General features: G+C 47.9%; 21 protein-coding genes. 12 read left to right on the top strand and 9 right to left on the bottom strand.

Annotation, left to right across the window (positions count from 1 at the left end; translation table 11 throughout):
* Positions 1 to 102: 102 nt before the first annotated feature.
* From yqeH to PJK55_RS06695, 7 genes are read left to right on the top strand one after another with little or no spacing between them, the layout of a single operon-like run.
* On the top strand, positions 103 to 1,215 hold the full coding sequence (yqeH, locus tag PJK55_RS06725) for a ribosome biogenesis GTPase YqeH (RefSeq protein ID WP_015880995.1): 1,113 nt from the start codon (positions 103 to 105) through the stop codon (positions 1,213 to 1,215).
* Positions 1,212 to 1,997 (top strand): shikimate dehydrogenase, encoded by a 786-nt coding sequence (gene aroE / locus PJK55_RS06720; RefSeq protein WP_271305194.1) that lies wholly within the window; start codon positions 1,212 to 1,214, stop codon positions 1,995 to 1,997. The genes yqeH and aroE overlap by 4 nt, the downstream gene beginning before the upstream one ends.
* A 6-nt stretch (positions 1,998 to 2,003) precedes the next feature.
* Complete coding sequence (gene yhbY, locus PJK55_RS06715) at positions 2,004 to 2,300, top strand: ribosome assembly RNA-binding protein YhbY (RefSeq protein WP_074032681.1); 297 nt, start codon at positions 2,004 to 2,006, stop codon at positions 2,298 to 2,300.
* Entirely contained in the window at positions 2,297 to 2,866 is a 570-nt protein-coding gene (locus PJK55_RS06710; RefSeq protein ID WP_271305193.1) for a nicotinate-nucleotide adenylyltransferase, read from the top strand. The genes yhbY and PJK55_RS06710 overlap by 4 nt, the downstream gene beginning before the upstream one ends.
* Positions 2,856 to 3,413: a bis(5'-nucleosyl)-tetraphosphatase (symmetrical) YqeK gene (gene yqeK / locus PJK55_RS06705; protein WP_271305192.1), complete on the top strand. Its 558-nt coding sequence runs from the start codon at positions 2,856 to 2,858 to the stop codon at positions 3,411 to 3,413. The genes PJK55_RS06710 and yqeK overlap by 11 nt, the downstream gene beginning before the upstream one ends.
* A 10-nt stretch (positions 3,414 to 3,423) precedes the next feature.
* On the top strand, positions 3,424 to 3,771 hold the full coding sequence (rsfS, locus tag PJK55_RS06700; protein WP_074032684.1) for a ribosome silencing factor: 348 nt from the start codon (positions 3,424 to 3,426) through the stop codon (positions 3,769 to 3,771).
* Positions 3,771 to 4,496, top strand: coding sequence for a class I SAM-dependent DNA methyltransferase (locus tag PJK55_RS06695; protein WP_047795583.1), 726 nt, complete (start codon positions 3,771 to 3,773; stop codon positions 4,494 to 4,496). The genes rsfS and PJK55_RS06695 overlap by 1 nt, the downstream gene beginning before the upstream one ends.
* A 43-nt stretch (positions 4,497 to 4,539) precedes the next feature.
* Here the strand turns inward: PJK55_RS06695 and PJK55_RS06690 are convergent, their stop codons facing one another.
* Positions 4,540 to 4,953, bottom strand: coding sequence for a VOC family protein (locus tag PJK55_RS06690; protein ID WP_271305191.1), 414 nt, complete (start codon positions 4,951 to 4,953; stop codon positions 4,540 to 4,542).
* Between the two features lie 156 nt (positions 4,954 to 5,109).
* Between PJK55_RS06690 and PJK55_RS06685 the strand changes: the two genes are divergently transcribed.
* Both PJK55_RS06685 and PJK55_RS06680 read left to right on the top strand, forming a co-directional pair.
* Positions 5,110 to 5,706, top strand: a complete 597-nt coding sequence (locus tag PJK55_RS06685) for a hypothetical protein (protein WP_271305190.1) — start codon at positions 5,110 to 5,112, stop codon at positions 5,704 to 5,706.
* 83 nt (positions 5,707 to 5,789) lie between these two features.
* The gene (locus tag PJK55_RS06680) at positions 5,790 to 7,259 is read left to right on the top strand and encodes a catalase (protein ID WP_271305189.1); all 1,470 of its coding nucleotides are present in this window, start codon (positions 5,790 to 5,792) and stop codon (positions 7,257 to 7,259) included.
* 1,115 nt (positions 7,260 to 8,374) lie between these two features.
* Here PJK55_RS06680 and PJK55_RS06675 read toward each other — a convergent pair.
* A complete protein-coding gene (locus tag PJK55_RS06675; protein WP_271305188.1) occupies positions 8,375 to 9,268 on the bottom strand; it encodes a DNA/RNA non-specific endonuclease in 894 nt (297 codons plus the stop codon).
* A gap of 169 nt (positions 9,269 to 9,437) precedes the next feature.
* Here PJK55_RS06675 and nfsA point away from each other — a divergent pair, with 169 nt between their 5' ends.
* Positions 9,438 to 10,187, top strand: coding sequence for an oxygen-insensitive NADPH nitroreductase (gene nfsA / locus PJK55_RS06670; protein ID WP_271305187.1), 750 nt, complete (start codon positions 9,438 to 9,440; stop codon positions 10,185 to 10,187).
* A 41-nt stretch (positions 10,188 to 10,228) separates the two neighbouring features.
* Here the strand turns inward: nfsA and PJK55_RS06665 are convergent, their stop codons facing one another.
* The 3 genes from PJK55_RS06665 to PJK55_RS06655 form a co-directional block, all read right to left on the bottom strand.
* The gene (locus tag PJK55_RS06665; RefSeq protein ID WP_271305186.1) at positions 10,229 to 11,350 is read right to left on the bottom strand and encodes a TlpA family protein disulfide reductase; all 1,122 of its coding nucleotides are present in this window, start codon (positions 11,348 to 11,350) and stop codon (positions 10,229 to 10,231) included.
* A 66-nt stretch (positions 11,351 to 11,416) separates the two neighbouring features.
* Complete coding sequence (locus tag PJK55_RS06660; RefSeq protein ID WP_271305185.1) at positions 11,417 to 12,817, bottom strand: MBL fold metallo-hydrolase; 1,401 nt, start codon at positions 12,815 to 12,817, stop codon at positions 11,417 to 11,419.
* Positions 12,818 to 12,846: 29 nt separating this feature from the next.
* Complete coding sequence (locus PJK55_RS06655; protein WP_015881009.1) at positions 12,847 to 13,143, bottom strand: rhodanese-like domain-containing protein; 297 nt, start codon at positions 13,141 to 13,143, stop codon at positions 12,847 to 12,849.
* A gap of 115 nt (positions 13,144 to 13,258) precedes the next feature.
* Here PJK55_RS06655 and PJK55_RS06650 point away from each other — a divergent pair, with 115 nt between their 5' ends.
* Both PJK55_RS06650 and PJK55_RS06645 read left to right on the top strand, forming a co-directional pair.
* A complete protein-coding gene (locus PJK55_RS06650; RefSeq protein ID WP_271305184.1) occupies positions 13,259 to 13,633 on the top strand; it encodes a rhodanese-like domain-containing protein in 375 nt (124 codons plus the stop codon).
* Positions 13,634 to 13,666: 33 nt separating this feature from the next.
* Positions 13,667 to 14,446, top strand: coding sequence for a sulfite exporter TauE/SafE family protein (locus PJK55_RS06645; RefSeq protein WP_271305183.1), 780 nt, complete (start codon positions 13,667 to 13,669; stop codon positions 14,444 to 14,446).
* Positions 14,447 to 14,488: 42 nt separating this feature from the next.
* Here the strand turns inward: PJK55_RS06645 and PJK55_RS06640 are convergent, their stop codons facing one another.
* The 4 genes from PJK55_RS06640 to PJK55_RS06625 all read right to left on the bottom strand — a co-directional run bounded on the left by PJK55_RS06640 (position 14,489) and on the right by PJK55_RS06625 (position 17,050).
* Positions 14,489 to 14,689, bottom strand: coding sequence for a hypothetical protein (locus PJK55_RS06640; protein ID WP_271305274.1), 201 nt, complete (start codon positions 14,687 to 14,689; stop codon positions 14,489 to 14,491).
* A gap of 99 nt (positions 14,690 to 14,788) precedes the next feature.
* Entirely contained in the window at positions 14,789 to 15,337 is a 549-nt protein-coding gene (locus tag PJK55_RS06635) for a cysteine hydrolase family protein (protein ID WP_269318196.1), read from the bottom strand.
* Positions 15,338 to 15,402: 65 nt separating this feature from the next.
* Positions 15,403 to 16,140 carry an ABC transporter permease gene (locus PJK55_RS06630; RefSeq protein ID WP_271305182.1) on the bottom strand — a complete coding sequence of 246 codons (738 nt, stop codon included), beginning with the start codon at positions 16,138 to 16,140 and terminating at the stop codon, positions 15,403 to 15,405.
* The gene (locus PJK55_RS06625; RefSeq protein ID WP_074032697.1) at positions 16,118 to 17,050 is read right to left on the bottom strand and encodes an ABC transporter ATP-binding protein; all 933 of its coding nucleotides are present in this window, start codon (positions 17,048 to 17,050) and stop codon (positions 16,118 to 16,120) included. The genes PJK55_RS06630 and PJK55_RS06625 overlap by 23 nt, the downstream gene beginning before the upstream one ends.
* Positions 17,051 to 17,283: the final 233 nt, after the last annotated feature.

The following is a 17,283-nucleotide window of genomic DNA, read 5'->3' as shown; positions in this document are numbered from 1 at the left end:
CCATGTACGGCGACCAAGGCGTCGGAATTAACGCTTCAGGAGTAGCAGCGAGGTGCTACGGCGAATGAAGAAGGGGAAACCTGAACGGCAGTAAGCACAACTATGGAAGAAACCAAACGATATTGCGCTGGGTGCGGCGTAGCCATCCAAACGGAAGACCCGAACGGGGTCGGCTATGCACCAAAATCGGCACTTGACCGAGAAATCGTCATTTGCCAACGTTGCTTCAAATTGAAGCATTATAACCAAGTTCAAGACGTCGAGTTGTCAGACGATGACTTCTTGCGCATCTTGAACGGAATCAGTTCAAAAGAGGCACTCGTCATCAAGATTGTCGATATTTTCGACTTCAATGGCAGTTGGCTCCCGGGCCTACAACGCTCAGTCGGCTCAAACCCGGTCCTCTTAGTCGGAAACAAGGTAGACTTGTTGCCGAAATCCGTCAACCCGAACCGGATGGCGAACTGGATGAAGGCGGAAGCAAAAGAGCTCGGCTTAAATCCGATCGATGTCCATTTGATCAGTGCGAAAAAAGGACACGGCATCGATGAACTCGCGGAGAAGATCGAATATTACCGTAAAGGCAAAGACGTCTTTGTCGTTGGTTGTACGAACGTCGGGAAATCGACACTCATCAACCAGGTGATCAAGCGTTTCGGTGAAGAGGATGAAGCCATCATCACCGTCAGTCATTTCCCGGGAACGACGCTTGACTTAATCGACATCCCACTTGATGATGATGCGAACTTGTACGATACACCAGGGATCATCAACCGTCATCAAATGGCGCATTACGTCGATGCGAAAGATTTGAAGACGATCACGCCGAAAAAAGAAATCAAGCCACATGTGTTCCAATTGAATCCGCAACAGACGCTCTACTTTGGCGGTTTGGCACGCTTGGATTACTTGGAAGGCAATAAACGATCGTTCGTCATCTATATGTCGAACGAATTGAAAGCACACCGTACGAAACTCGAACGCGCGGATGAGCTCTATGACCAGCATATTGGGAAAATGCTCAATCCCCCGAACGAGAAGACGCTCGAAATCTTACCACCACTCGTACGCCATGAATTCAGCTTACGAGACGGTGTGAAGACAGACATCGTGTTCAGTGGCCTCGGATGGGTCGCGATTCACGGTAAAGGCGGTCGCATTGCGGCTTGGGCTCCGAAAGGCGTCGCAGTCACACTCCGCGAGGCGCTCGTATGAATCTGGCTGTCATCGGCCACCCGATTGCTCATTCGCTCTCTCCCCAGCTGCACGAGCAGTGGTTGAGGGCGTCTGGGCTTTTCGGGCGTTATGAGGCCATTGACGCGCTGGAGACCGACCTGCCTGCTTTGTTCGAAGCGATGCGGAATGGTGAATGGGACGGATTCAACGTCACCATTCCGTATAAAGAAGCAGTCGTTCGTTACGTCGATGAACTCGATGAGGCAGCGAAACTTGCCGGTGCTGTCAACACGGTGTATAAGCGAGACGGACGCCTTGTCGGAACGAATACAGACGGTGCAGGGCTCGTCCAAGCACTGACACCGTTCACCGATTGGACAGGACAAGTCCTCGTCATCGGTGCGGGTGGAGCTGCGCGTGGGATCGTACAGGCACTACCGACGCGTCGAGTGACGATTGTCAATCGAACAGTCGAACGGGCGAAAGAACTCGCAGATACGTTCGATGTCACGTACACGACGTTCGAAAAGGTCGACGTCTCGCAATATGAGGTCATCATTCAGACGACTTCTGTCGGCATGGACAAGAGCTCGACACCACTTTCATTAGATGGACTACGACAAAACACGGTCGTTTGTGATATCATATATCGTCCACTTGTCACCCCGATGCTTCATGAAGCGAAACATCGCGGGGCCATCATTGTGACAGGGGTAGCCATGTTCGTCGGGCAAGGCGCGCTCTCGTTCGAAAAATGGACGGGCGTGAAACCGGACGAAACCATCGGAAAAAAGTTAATCGAAGGATTATTGGAGGAATAATATACTATGCTATCAGGTAAACAAAAACGCTTTTTACGCGCAGAAGCGCACCATCTCTCACCAATCTATCAAGTTGGGAAGAATGGGGTCAGCGAAGCGATGTGTAAAGATATCGTGGACGCACTCGAAAAACGCGAATTGATCAAAGTTCAAGTACTTCAAAACTGCATGGACACGCCAAAAGACGTGGCCGGTGAATTGTCAGAAGGTACAAAAGCTGAGGTTGTTCAAGTCATTGGTAAAGTCATCGTCTTATACAAAGAGGCGACTGAGAAAGAAAATCGCCAAATCAAACTCCCATGAGCCGCATCGGTTTGATGGGGGGCACGTTCGACCCGCCGCATCTCGGACATCTGTTGATTGCCGAACAAGCTCGTGAACAACTTGCACTCGATGAAGTCTGGTTTTTACCGGCTGCGATTCCGCCACACAAGATTGGCTTCAGCTCGGCAGACCATCGAATCGAGATGACTCGCCGCGCCATTCAAGGTCAGTCAGAGTTCAAGTTGAACTTGATTGAGTTTGAGCGGAGTGAGCCGTCCTATACGGTGGAGACGATGAAGCGGTTGATCGAACAGCATCCAGACGATACATTCTATTTCTTGATTGGAGCGGATTCACTCGTCGCACTCGAGTCGTGGCACGACTATGAGACGCTCATTCGACTTGTCGCATTCGGCGCCGTCGCCCGTCCTGGGACACGTTACTTGATTCCAGAAAAGGCGGACGTTCGTCCGATCGATATGCCGCAACTTGAGATTTCGTCCACCGATATTCGGGAGCGGGCGAAGCGAGGCAAATCCATCAAATATTTGGTCCCGGCGCTCGTCGAGACGTATGTGAAGGAGCATAAGCTGTATGACGTTTGAAGAAGCGCATGAGTTGATTAAACAGACGCTACCAGAAAAACGCTATATCCATACGCTCGGTGTCGTCGAGACGGCAGAGCGGATGGCGGTTCAGTACGGCGAGAACGTCGAAGAGGCTCGTCTAGCAGCGATGCTTCATGACTACGCCAAGTACTTTGACACGGAAGAGATGCGTCAAGTCGTCATCGAAGAGGGACTTGATTCAAGCCTACTTGAGTACGGGGACGAGTTGTTGCATGCGCCGGTCGGTGCGATCTTGCTTGCTCGTCAGTATGAACTTGATGAAACCGTACTATCGGCAATTCGGAATCATACGACGGGAGAGCCTGGGATGTCTCGTCTCGATCAAATCCTATTCGTGGCCGATGCCATCGAACCGAATCGGAATTATCCAGGGGTTGATCGCCTGCGAGTAGAGGCAGCGCATTCGCTCGAAGGGGCGGTTGTCGCGACACTGCGCCAAACGATTGAATTTTTATTGAAGAAGTCGGTGCGCATTTTTCCACTGACGATTGAAACGTATAATGATTTTGTGAATACACCTTAGGAGGGTCAATATGACTGCAAGAGAAGAATTAGAATTGATTGTAAAAGCGGCTGACGATAAACGTGCCGAGGAAATCGTCGTACTCGACATGGAAGGCATCTCGCCGATTGCGGATTACTTCGTCATCTGTCACGGGAACTCGGAGAAGCAAGTCGAAGCAATCGCACGTGAAATCAAAGATGTCGCTGGCGAAAATGACCTACCACTCCACAAGTTTGAAGGAATGGACACGGCACGTTGGGTACTTGCTGACCTCGAGAACGTCGTCGTTCACATTTTCCATCGTGACGACCGTGATTACTACAATCTAGAGAAATTGTGGGCTGACGCGCCGCACGTCGAAGTGGAAGTCGGCTAATGGCATACGAAGGATTCGCCTATGTATACGACGAGTTAATGAAAGACGCGCCGTATGATGAGTGGGTCGCTTTCGTGCGTCGTCACGTCCAAGATGGCGCGACACTCGCGGATGTCGGATGTGGGACAGGATCGGCTACGATTCGCCTCGCCGAACATTACGACGTGATGGGGATCGACTTATCGGAGTCGATGCTCGAAGTCGCACAAGAAAAGGCACTCGAAGCAGAGATCGAGTTGCCACTTTGGGAACAAGATATGCGTGAGTTGGAGTTACCGGAACCGGTCGATGCCGTGACGATTCTATGTGACTCACTCTGCTATCTACGGGATGAGGCAGATGTGATCGATACGTTCGAATCTGTCTACAACCAACTCAAACCGGGCGGGCTGTTCATCTTTGATGTCCATGCGCCGAATAAGATGCAGACGCTCTTCAACCAAAAGACGTACGCGTCAAACGGGGAAGACTGCTCGTATATCTGGTTTGCCGACCCGGGAGAGGCACCGCTCTCAGTCGTTCACGATTTGACGTTCTTCGTCGCGCTTGAAGACGGGACGTACGAACGGATCGAGGAGACGCATGAACAACGGACATATGAACCAGGGCAGTACATGCAATGGTTGATTGGTGCCGGATTCCACGTCAAATCGGTCACATCAGATTTCACCGAACATGCACCGGGAGCGGATGCGGAGCGCATCTTCTTCGTAGCCCAAAAATAAGCAAATCCCCGATTCGTCAAGGATCGGGGATTTTTTGTCGTTCTTATGCTTCGTGGCTAAACTGCCATTGGACACCGAACTGATCTTCGAGCATGCCGTACGCCTTGCTCCAAAACGTCTCTTGAAGCGGCATCAAGACACGGCCGTTCACTGAGAGCGCTTCGAACTCGCGGTGGATGGCATCGAGGTCGTCCGTGACGACGGCGAGTGTGATATTGTCGCCGAACGTGACCGGTCCGTCAGGCATCGCATCAGAAAACATGAGCGATGAGCCGTGAATCGATAGTCGGGTATGCAGCACGAGATTGGCCATTTCACTCGGCACCGGTTGACTGTCTGGACCAGGTTGGTCACCGAACGTCATGATGTCTGGAGCGGCATGGTTGAATACGTCCGCATAGAAGTTCACGGCGTCGCGGCAATTCCCATTAAAGTTGAGATACGGATTGATCGGCATAGCAAGTTCCTCCTCGGATTCATAATATCCATTATAGAACATATGTTCGTAAAAAAGCAAGTAAGTCCAACTAAATTCGATTGTGTGGTTGAACACGATTAAGAGTTGGGAATAAAGCTAATAGAGAACAAACTAGACGAAAGAAGGCGAAGCATCGTGAAGCTCACGAAAGGGCGTATCCTCGAGTTTGGATTCGTCTTGTTCATGGCGGTCATGCTCGTCACATCGATCATTGAAGAATCCTGGTTCGATGCGAGTGTGGCGGGAGCCGGGATCATCTCGGGTCTCATCCCGTTCTTTATTGAAAAGACGTTTAAAACAGAACTCGATAGCAAGATGAAGGTGGCCTATATCCTGTTCTTGTTTGCCTCACAGTATTTAGGATCAATTGTCGGATTGTACGGGAACGGCTGGTGGGATACGTTCCTTCATCTCTTGAGCGGTATCTTTCTTGCATTTTTAGGATTCGACTTCTTCTCCCGGCTCGATGACGACATTCGAACTGAAATCCCGAAACGATTTTTATTCGTCTATATCGTTGTCTTTTCCATGGCCGGCGCGGCGCTTTGGGAGATGTATGAATTTACATCCGACGTCGTCTTAAACACGACGATGCAAGGGAACGGGAACGACGATACGATGGTCGACATCATCGCCGGGTCACTTGGTGGAGTGCTCGCCGCGTTCTTCGTCGTGACGCTTCATCAACGTGAAAGAGCCAAACAAAAAAGACAAATGAAAAAAAGTTCGTGATTCACGAGCTTTTTATTTGTAATCATTCTAATGTTTTATTAATATCAAGATTGTAATGATTATAAATAATGGGAGGCAATCATATGGATCAATATCGTCAACTAACTACTAACCAAGGCGCACCAATCGGGGATAACGCCAACTCCATCACTGCGGGTCGTCGAGGCCCGACGCTTCTCGAAGACTACCAACTAATTGAGAAATTAGCGCATTTCGACCGTGAACGCGTACCAGAACGCGTCGTTCACGCGAGAGGGGCAGGGGCGCATGGTGTCTTCACTGTAAAAAATAGTATGAAACGATATACAAAAGCTGCATTCTTGCAAGAAGAGGGGCAAGAGACGCCTGTGTTTGCGCGTTTCTCGACCGTCATCCACGGCTTAGGTTCACCGGAGACGCTTCGTGACCCACGTGGTTTCGCCGTCAAGTTTTATACGGAAGAAGGGAACTATGATTTCGTCGGAAACAACTTGCCGGTCTTCTTCATCCGTGACGCGATTAAATTCCCGGACGTGATTCACTCGCTCAAACCAGACCCACAAACAAACCTTCAAGACCCAGACCGTTTCTTCGACTTCATGTCACTCACACCGGAATCAACAAACATGCTACTTCATTTGTTCAGTGACGAAGGCATTCCGGCATCGTATCGTCATATGCGCGGATCGTCCGTCCACTCTTTTAAATGGGTGAACGAATTTGGCAACACAGTGTACATAAAGATGCGCTGGGTACCGAAGCAAGGCATTCAAAACTTGTCGATGGAAGAAGCCGCGAAAATTCAAGCGGAAGACTTCAACCACGCAACACGTGACTTGTTCAACGCGATTGAGCAAGGAGACTATCCGGAATGGGATCTATATGTACAAATTTTAGATCCGGCTGATATGGATAACTTCGACTTCGATCCGCTCGATGCGACGAAAGATTGGTTCGAGGATGTCATCCCATACCAATTGGTCGGAACGATGACCCTCAACAAGAACGTCGACAACTACTTTGCCGAGACAGAGTCTGTCGGCTTCAACCCGGGCGTTCTCGTACCAGGAATTCAGCCATCGGAAGACAAGATGCTCCAAGGACGTCTCTTCTCGTATTCGGATACGCAGCGTCACCGCATCGGACCGAACTACCTTCAACTTCCGATCAACTGCCCGTTCGCTCAAGTCGCGAACAACCAGCGTGACGGGGCGATGCCATTCAAGCAACAGAAGAGCACGGTCAACTACGAGCCGAACCGCTATGAAGACGCGCCGAAGCCGAATGCGGATTACATCGAGACGCCACAACCGATCACAGGCGTGACGGGTCGCCAGAAGATTGAGAAGACGAACGACTTCGGCCAGGCCGGAGAAGTGTATCGTCGTTATTCTCAAGAAGAGAAGGACGCGCTTATCCATAACCTCGTTGCCCACATCAAAGAAGTTCGTCATGAGAAGACGGTTCTCCTCTTGATCTGCAACTTCTATCGTGCGGATCGTGAACTTGGGGAGCGTCTCTCGAACGAGTTGAACGTTGATCTCGCACCATTCTTGAACCAAATGTCGAACTAAGCATGTAACCGCGGTCTTGTGCCGCGGTTTTTTGTATGATGAATTATAAAATTAAGTGCAACACCCCAAAGTGAACACAAAAAAGCCCATAGCGACAGTCATTAGTAGAATACGGTTACTATACACACATTCAGACAAAGGACTCGCTATGAGCTGGACTTATTTGTATTTAGCGTCTTTTAAAATAAATGATAGAGTCAATGAGAATCAAGACACCAGATAGAACTCCCATTAGAACAATATAAACAAGTGTACGTTCTAGTAAAGGGTTTGGCGCTTCTGTTATGCCATCGCTATACGATATAACCTCTATCAAAAAAAGTGAAAATAAAGTAAAGAAAACTCCTACAAATCCAACTTTATACATATAATCTCTCCTAAATAAATTTAATTTCACTATCTGCATTTGTAAACATTTTTTCTTGTTTTGACGTAGAGATTCTTTATTCATATTTCATACTGACAATTTTGATTAAGCAGAACGTCCAAACACTTGTTGCAAAATTTACTTAGAGTGTCATTTTGTTTGTTCGTTTTCACACCATAACAAGCAAATTAATGAGTAAGAATAAAAGAAAAATCACTCCGAAAAATAGTAACACCCCTAACAGGATTGGTCCTTTTTCATCTCCGGTTTTTCTAACATACAAGACTAAGAAGGTAAGTAATACAACCAAAAAAACTGTTAAGGAAGTAAAGAGTAAAGTGATGGAATGGTTGGATATGATTCTAAAGTGAAAAAAGAATTCAGAGATTAAAACAAAGACAAATAAAAAAGTTCCTGCTAACAATAAGTAGAAAAAAGTATTTCGGTTCGTATTCAAAGACAGAAACTCCTTTATGTGTATTTTGCACTACACATTTATGATCATTTTTAGAAGTGTGATATGACAATAATTGTACTTTATGTTGCGAAAAATCATCAATCCTCTTTTGATTGAGGAGCAACCTGAAAGTTAACATCATATAGACGTCGGCTCCTGATGAATCAGCCGCATAGAAAAAATCTCTGTTGAAAGGCAACTTTCCCGGAGGAAATGCTGATGTTATTTTGCCAAACACCTTTTGATGCAAAAAGACGCCCCTCTCATAGAGGAACGTCTCGTCTATTGTGGTTATTCACCGACCATCCCGTCACCGTCCCGATCGTCCATATACTGGTACAACCAATGATCACGCGTGATGGGCATCTCAAATCCGGCATTTTTCGCTTCTTTGATCGTCACTTGTCCGTTTCCGTCAATGTCGATATCGGATAAGTCTCGCTCTTCGACCGGTTCCGTTGTCACGGCAGGTGGTGAGTCGTCCGTTAATCCGAGTGATTTGTTCACTTCCTCTGGGTCCGCGTTATCATACGTATCCGTGACCGTGTTGCCTCGTACGGTATACGTATACTGGTAACGGGAAGGAATCTGTGTCGTCGTGTTCGGATAGGTAATGATGGCCTCAAAGTCTTTCGCACCGCCAGCCTTTCGAATGACATCTTCCATGAACGCCTGGTCCCCGTAGCGATTGAGTGCACTATTTTGTGGTGTGATGTTATAGGCGTTCGAGACACCACCGAGCGAATCGGCAATAATATGACCTTCATCGAGATTCGGGTCTTCGACACCTGGAACTTTCGCCTCGTCTGAATAATAACGACCAGAAGAATTGACGTCTTCGGTCTCATCGTCTTGAAGCGTGATTTCGTCGGCGATGACACGAATCAATTGACCATGCTCGTTCGTGAACGCCCAGTACTCACGGTCGCCGAAGCCGATATCGACGACGACATTCGCTTCACGTGTTCCGGACTGATCACCGCCATCGACCTCGATTTGTGTATAGCCTTCAAATAAATCTTCTTCCTGTTCAGGTGAAGGCGTCTCGGTTGTCTGTTCTTCTTGTGTCGGTTCCTCTTCGACGGTTTCTTCAGTCGACGTTGGGACGCTCACATCGGCATCCGTACAACCGGAGAGGAGCAGCACCCCAAGCAGGAATGGAATGTAAAATGGCATTCTTTTCATATATCTCGCTCCTTATTCGAAGTTACGCTGTCGTATTTTATATGTAGTCTATAATGATAGCATAAGAAAACAAGAAGTGAGCGTCCCCCTTCAAAATGTGCCCGACGGATTCCTCTCATTTGTGGATTCAGAAAGCTTGTGCCAAGATTAAAAAAAGGGGGAAGAACGTATGAACGAAGTGATTGAGACATTATTGAACCACCGTTCCGTCCGTGACTTTACGGACGAGACATTAACAGATGAACAAATCCAGACCATCGTTGAGAGCGCCCAACGCGCATCGACGTCTAGCTTTATCCAAGCCTATTCCATCATCGGGGTGACCGATGAAGCGAAGAAGAAACGACTTGCCGAGATTGCGGGCAACCAGTCCTATGTCGTCGAGAACGGTCACTTCTTCGTCTTTTGTGCGGATTTGCATCGCCATGAAATGATTGGTGAGCTACAGGAAGCGGAAGTGTCTGCGACGCTTGAGACGGATGAGAAGTTGCTTGTCGCTGTGATCGACGCTGCACTCGCCTCACAAAATGCGGCCGTAGCGGCAGAGTCGATGGGGCTCGGCATCTGTTATATCGGTGGCATTCGGAACGACCTTTTTGCGGTCAAAGAAGTGCTCGAATTGCCGGAACGGGTCATCCCGCTCTTCGGTATGGCCGTCGGTGTACCGGCCTCAGTCGAAGATCAAAAACCACGCTTGCCGTTCCAGCATGTTTATCATGAGAATACGTATGAAGCGAATCCAGAACGGATGAAGCAGTCCCTTTCCGATTACGATGCGTTGATCCACGATTACTATATGGTCCGTGGCTCAAACCCGCGTAAAGACACGTGGACTGGACAGATGGGACGCATGTTGTCAAAATCGACGCGTCTTGACGTCAAAGACTTCTTGAAAGCACAAGGCTATTTGAAGCAATAAGATAAACCGCCGACAAATCACTGTCGGCGGTTTTGTCATGTTCAATTTACTTGAGCGTCGAGCCAATTCTTGTCGATGGCGCCGAATTGTTTCGCGATGATCACACCGGATTCATCGAGCACATATGTCGTCGGCATCGCCTGAATCCGGTACGCATCCCCGACTTGACCGTCACGGTCATAGACGACAGTAAACGCGTCTTCGTACGGTTCGATGAACGAGATGGCATTGTCCGGGTCACGTTCGCTCGTCGTCGTGTTGACGGCGACAATCGTCACGTCGTCTCGTTCATTCGCGAACGCCGCCATGTCCGGCATCTCTGCGCGACACGGAGGACACCAGGACGCCCAAAAGTTAACGACGACTTGTTGACCGCGTAACGATGCTAAGTCGAACATACTCCCGTCAGTTCGTTGTAACTCAAACGATGGGGGAATTTGCCCGATGTTTAGACCGGTCGATGCCGTCTCTGTCGTGATCGTTTGTGTCGCGCGTTCCGGTAGGGCAGCATTCACGACCGCAAGCAAGACGAGAGCACCGATACTCAATTGTACGACTCTTCTTGAAGGACGAGCGACATAGAGCGAAAGCCCGAACAGGATGAAGGAAATGCCCATCATCCACCATTTTACTTGTCCAACCGCATACGACTGAAACAGCCAGATACTAGATGCGCCAAGGACGGTCCAAAGGATGTGTCCTCGAGTCGGCGCATGCATCCAGCGCCACGTCATCCCGAATAGTACGAGGATAAGGACAGTACTCCATAGATGAATCGGCTGGTCGGGAAGAGAGAATACCGTCCCGTATACTGGAACCGCGAGCGTCATCCCGAGCCAGATGAGGAGCCCACTCAGCACCCAATATCCTAAAAAGTCTCGATCGAGTCGATAGACGAGCCAAAGGACAACAGCGGCCGCGATCCATTGAGACCATACGCCTCCTGTGGCGTAGAGGGCAAGAGAGACATCACGAGTCGTCAATAGACCGATAAGGATGGCGCTCCCTTTCCAGGCGAGAAATCCATAGAACCATGTACCGATGACGGCTTCACGTTGCTTACTCGTCAGACCGAGAAAGCGAAAGATCCCGTAAAGGATACCAAGGCTTACTAAAAAAATGAGTAAATCGACACGAATGTTAAGTGGACCGATAGCGACCACGTCTTTCCCTCCTAAACAAAAGGCGCCCCTCTCGAAGCGGGCGCCATATTCATAGTCAGTATAACATTACTTGATTTGTTGAGCGTTCAAGACAGTCTTCATCGCGCCGTAGCCACCGAGGATGTTGTGGATATCTTTGTAGCCGAGTGATTGAAGGACACTTGCCGCCATGCGTGAACGTACGCCTGACGCACAGTGGACCGCAATCGTTTGATCTGTCGGAAGACCTTCGTGATCACGCGTGAGTTTACCGAGCAAGATGCGCTCTGCCTTTTCGTAATGGCTCGCATTCCATTCTGTCGCATTACGAACGTCAAGGACGAAGACGTCACCTTTTTCTGCAGCTTCGATCGCTTCTTCTGCCGTCACGTCCGTATACGTTTCCGTCAAGAGTGAAGCGTCGAGCTCTTCGACCGGAACGATGAAGCGAAGACGGTCGAGACCGATTGATTGAAGGTCGGTCTGTACTTGATCGACATCTTCCTCACTTGTGATGAGTGTGATGTCTTTGTCGAAGTTGACGAGCCACCCAGCCCACGAGACGAACTTGTTGTTGTATGGGATGTTGATTGTCCCAGGTACGTGTCCGTTCGCAAAGTCTTCTCCTTTACGCGTGTCGACGACTTGCGTCTTTTCAACGAGTGTATCAAGGCGTTCTGACCCGACAACTTCAGGACGAGCGACGTTCGTCGTCACTTGAATGCCTTCTTTGTTCACTTTTTTCATCATCGCGAAGTAGTTCGGCGGTTCAGGTTGATCCGTCGTCAATTCTTTGATGAAGGCATCTTTGTCCGTCATTTGAAGCGCCCAGTTCGTCGCTTTTTCGTAACCGACCGTCGATGTTGGAATCGCACCGAGTGCTTTCCCGCAAGCACTGCCTGCACCGTGTCCTGGCCAGACTTGAACGAAGTCAGGAAGCGCCATGAATTTTTTGAGTGAATCAAACATTTGTTCCGCACCGATCGCCGTCGTTCCTTTCACGCCGGCTGCTTCTTCGAGAAGGTCAGGGCGACCAATATCTCCGACGAAGACGAAGTCTCCTGTAAAGATTCCCATCGGTTGTGTCTGGTTCCGGTCATACAGAAGGAACGAGATGTGTTCCGGTGTGTGACCTGGTGTATGCATGACTTCGAGTGTCACGTTGCCGATTTTGAACGTGTCGCCTTCTTTGACGAGTTGTGCGTCAATCTCTTTGGCAAATGCGTACTTCCAAGAAGCATCACCTTCGTCTGATAGATAAGCTTTCGAACCTGTGCGCTTCGCGAGTTCGAGTGAGCCCGATACAAAGTCCGCATGAATGTGTGTCTCGGCTGTTGCGACAATGTTCATGCCTTCTTTTTTCGCTTCCTGAAGATAAGGCTCGATGTTACGGGCCGGGTCGATGACGATGGCTTCTCCTGTCATTTGGCATCCGACCATATATGAAGCTTGTGCTAATTTCTCATCATAAAAATAACGTAATAACATGTGAATTTCCCCCTATGAATGTAATGGTTTTATTCGACTTCGCCTTGCCAGCTCATCATCCCACCGTCGACGTTCGTGACATCGAATCCGAGTGAATCGAGATAAGCAGATGCGTTCATGCTGCGTCCGCCGGCTGCGCAAATAACGTGAATCGGTTTAGAGCGATCGAGCTCATCGACTTTTGCCCCGAATTCAGAAAGTGGTACGTTTTTCGCTTGTTTAATGTGACCTCCAGCATATTCATCTACCTCTCGCACATCGATGAGGTTGAGTGAGTCGTCTGCTTGAAGTAACGCTTCTAATTCAGTAGTCGTAATCGTCTTCATGAGTCTGTGATCTCCTTTTCATGTTTAAGGTGTTTGGCAACGAGAATGTTTCGTTGGCTTTAATATACCCCCTAAGGTATAATGAGCGCAAGTGAAAAGAATTGGAGGGGAAAACATGAAGAGAATTTCCTTATTTGTTGGGATTTTGGCTGTTATGGTGATTTTTATCTTTGTAATCACATCAGAAAAGGATGAAATCACGAAAATCGATGCTGAAACTCTACAAAACAAATTGGAAAACGAGGAAATAACACTCCTTGACGTACGAGAAATGTCTGAATACGAGGGGGGGCATATTGAAGGGGCGGTGAACGCACCACTATCTTCATTAGATGCCAACGAGTTACCGTATCCGAAAGATGAGCCAATCTACGTCATCTGCCGAAGCGGTAATCGAAGTGCCCAGGCTGCTAACCGATTACAAGAGGCCGGCTATACGAAAATCTATGATGTGTCAGGCGGGATGATGGCTTGGGAATCGATTGAATAAGTAGAGAATACGAGAGTAAATGGAGGAGTCAATATGGAGTTCGGGTTTATCATTACAATCTTTCTAATCGGGTTTATCGGGTCGTTCATTTCAGGAATGGTCGGGATTGGTGGGTCAATCATCAAGTATCCGATGTTGTTATACATTCCACCAATTTTAGGATTTGCGGCGTTCAGCGCGCACGAAGTATCAGGAATTAGTGCGATTCAAGTGTTTTTTGCGACAATCGGTGGCATTTACGCCTACCGTAAAGGTGGATACTTAAACAAACAGTTGATTCTTTACATGGGTATATCGGTTTTGATTGGAAGCTTTATCGGAGGATACGGATCGACGATTCTTTCGGAAACGATGATCAATGTCGTATACGCCGTGCTCGCGACGATTGCGACGATCATGATGTTTTTGCCGAAACCGCAAGTGGACGACATGCCGCTTGATCAAGTGCAGTTCAATAAGATGATCGCAGCAAGTTCAGCTTTCATCGTAGGGATTGCAGCTGGTATCGTCGGGGCAGCGGGAGCGTTCATTCTCATGCCGATCATGCTTGTCGTCTTACGCATCCCGACGAAGATGGCGATTGCGAGTTCACTCGCCATCACCTTCATTTCGTCGATTGGCTCGACGTTCGGTAAAATCATTACCGATCAAATCGTTTGGGAGCCAGCCATCATCATGATTATTGCGAGTCTGATTGCTGCACCAATCGGGGCGAATGTCGGAAAGAATATGAATACGAAGGCACTCCAATGGATCTTAGCGTTACTCATCTTAGCGAGTACCGTTAAAATTTGGAGCGACTTAATCGCATAAAAAATCACGATGCCTCTATTCAGGCATCGTGATTTTTTTGCGTTATTTCGTAATGAAATAGTAGAGAAGTCCGAGTCCGATAAACGAGACAGGGAGCAAGACGATGTAGAGCCAAGAAACCATCGACCAGCTCTTCTTTTGGCTATACGTGGAGTGGTCTTTCCCGAGCCCGACCATAATGGTGAAAATCATGGCAATCAAACAAACGAGCAATGCTAGACCGATTATGAGATACAACAACATCACACCCTTTGCTAACCTTTATAAGATAAGGATAGCTTAAAAGAGTATCTTGAAAACGTTTAAATATTGGGAATATGTGTCCAAGATGAAAAATATAAATCACTTTTTAATGTGACGCATATATTCAGACACAGAAGATGTTTCGATTCCTAGCGCCTCATCAATAATCGTCAAGGCACTTTCATGACGTTTTAATGTCTCTGCGGCCACACAATCGCGAGGAACATAAATATCATAATCGCGCATATATGCATCATTGGCGGAGAAGAGGATACATATATCTGTTGCGACACCAGTTAAAATCAATTTCGTCACGCTTAATTGACGAAGCAAAATATCTAACTGGGTTCCGAAAAAGGTAGAGTGTCTTGGTTTAATAATGAAGTATTCTTCATCCTCTGGTTCGATTTGTAATGCAATCTGCTTCCCTTTTGTACCTTTCACATAATCAATGATATCTTCCGTGCTATCTTTCCACTGCCCAAAATTGTCATTACAATAAATGACGGGCAAGTCCGTCTCTTTAAAATGTTTTTTTAACTTGAGAATCGGATCAACAATCACTTGTGTATGCGTACGTAGCATGTCGCCACCATCAAAATCAAAATCATTGAACATATCAATAATGAGTAATGCTGTCTTAGACATAGAAATACCTCCTCACTATAAAACGCCTATAGCAAAGAGGTACCACTTTATCATTCGAAGTATGCTTATTCCGCAAACGTTTTGCTACGGAACATAAATGCCGTGATGAGATAGAAGGCGATGATATGAAGGGCGACATAGAAGATGGAGAAGCCCATCGTGGCATCCATCGCTTTCATGAATTCTGGATTCACATCATAAATGGAAAGGTCTGTATGCAAGAAGACGATCCATTTTGCGAGTTCAGGTTTCCAGGCAACGAGAAGACCACCAATGATACTTGAGGCGAAGTTCGCGAGTACCGTGAAACCGATGACAACACCGACTGATTTGAAGACGACCGAGAACATGAGCGTCAAGAAGATGATGAAGATCGGTCCGCTCACACTGATGAGAATAGGACGAACGACGTCCCATGTGACAGAGCCGTCTAACGTGAGTGAGAACCCGAACGCGACGACTAAGATAAAGACGAATTGGAGCAACATGACGAGAACGGCCATGACGAGTTTTGACAACAAGATGCGGTCTCGGGAATACGGACTCATCAAAAGATGCTTCAACGTATCAAATTTCAACTCATTCCCGACCATCTCGGCCGTGAAGACGATGGTAAAGATGCTGAGGAAGGCGATGGCGCCCATCGTTGAGAATTCAAAGAACGACGCAGCTTCCGGTGCCCCATCTCCGCTCGCCAATACGGCATAGACGATGAGGATGATCGCAGTGTATACACCTAAGGCGACGTAAGGTTTAATCGTGCGGCGCCATTTCATCCATTCATTGCTGAGTAATGAACGCATTGTTCGTACCTCCTTCTTTTTTCGTCAATTTCAAGAATTGTTCTTCGAGTGACTCGTGCTTCATGCCGATCTGATAGACGGCGATATCACGTTCAATCAACCGCTTCAATAGAACAGGGATATCGGTCTCCTGACGTGGCACGATGAACGACTCGGCAGACTGTTGAACGATTTTTACATCATCGAAAGCGAGAGCTGCGACATCGAGTGCATCACTCATCTGTTCTTTCGCTACTTTACAGAGGATGACGCTATCGGCTTTCGTCTGACCGTCTTCTACTGATTTGATTTGTCCTTGGTCAATGATGGCGAAGCGGTCCGTGATCAGTTCCATCTCACTCAACAAGTGACTCGAGATGAGGATGGCGATGCCGCGGTGATCCGCAAGGTGGCGTAAGTAATTCCGAAGGTCGGCAATCCCGGCTGGGTCTAGACCGTTTGTCGGCTCATCAAGGATAAGTACTTTTGGATTATGCAACAAGGCGCGGGCAATCCCGAGGCGTTGTTTCATCCCGAGCGAATACTGTTTCACTTTCATATCGAGCTTTCCGTCGAGTCCGACGAGCGCACCAAGCGCATTCAAATCGACTTTCTTTAAGTTCGGAATCAAGTTCATGGCATGAATCAAGTTCTCACGACCGGTCATGTACGGATAGAACGCCGGATTCTCAACGATGGCTCCGATTCGGCTGAGTGCTTCTTGGCGATTGTTCGCGACGTCATACCCATCGACCGTCACGGTTCCATGTGTTGCAGGCATGAGACCTGTAATGATTCGGATTGTCGTCGTTTTCCCGGCGCCGTTTGGTCCGAGGAAACCGAAGATTTCACCTGGGACGACATCAAAGCTGACATTCGTCAATACCGTTGCTTTTCCCATTTTCTTATGGACATTTTGTACGGATAACATGTGGCCACCTAGCTTTCTTTTTTGAGTGATAGTGTTCTTCCTACATCCCCTTCTACGGGCTTGTTTGAAATAAGGTTTCATCTTTTTTTGAAATGTTTGAAACAAATCCTTTGAGACACAATTTATCGATAAGCAAAACTTATCGAAATAGTATGGACGAATTGTGAATTTGTAAGGGTCTTTCTAGCATGAAAGGTGTAGTATGAAGTTGAGCGTAAGAGGCAAGATTTGGT

The sequence above is a fragment of the Exiguobacterium sp. MMG028 genome (genome assembly GCF_027947425.1).
GTDB classification, from domain to species: domain Bacteria; phylum Bacillota; class Bacilli; order Exiguobacteriales; family Exiguobacteriaceae; genus Exiguobacterium; species Exiguobacterium aestuarii_A.
Note: the sequence above shows the minus strand (reverse complement) of the source record. Positions and strands in the feature narration are given on the sequence as shown.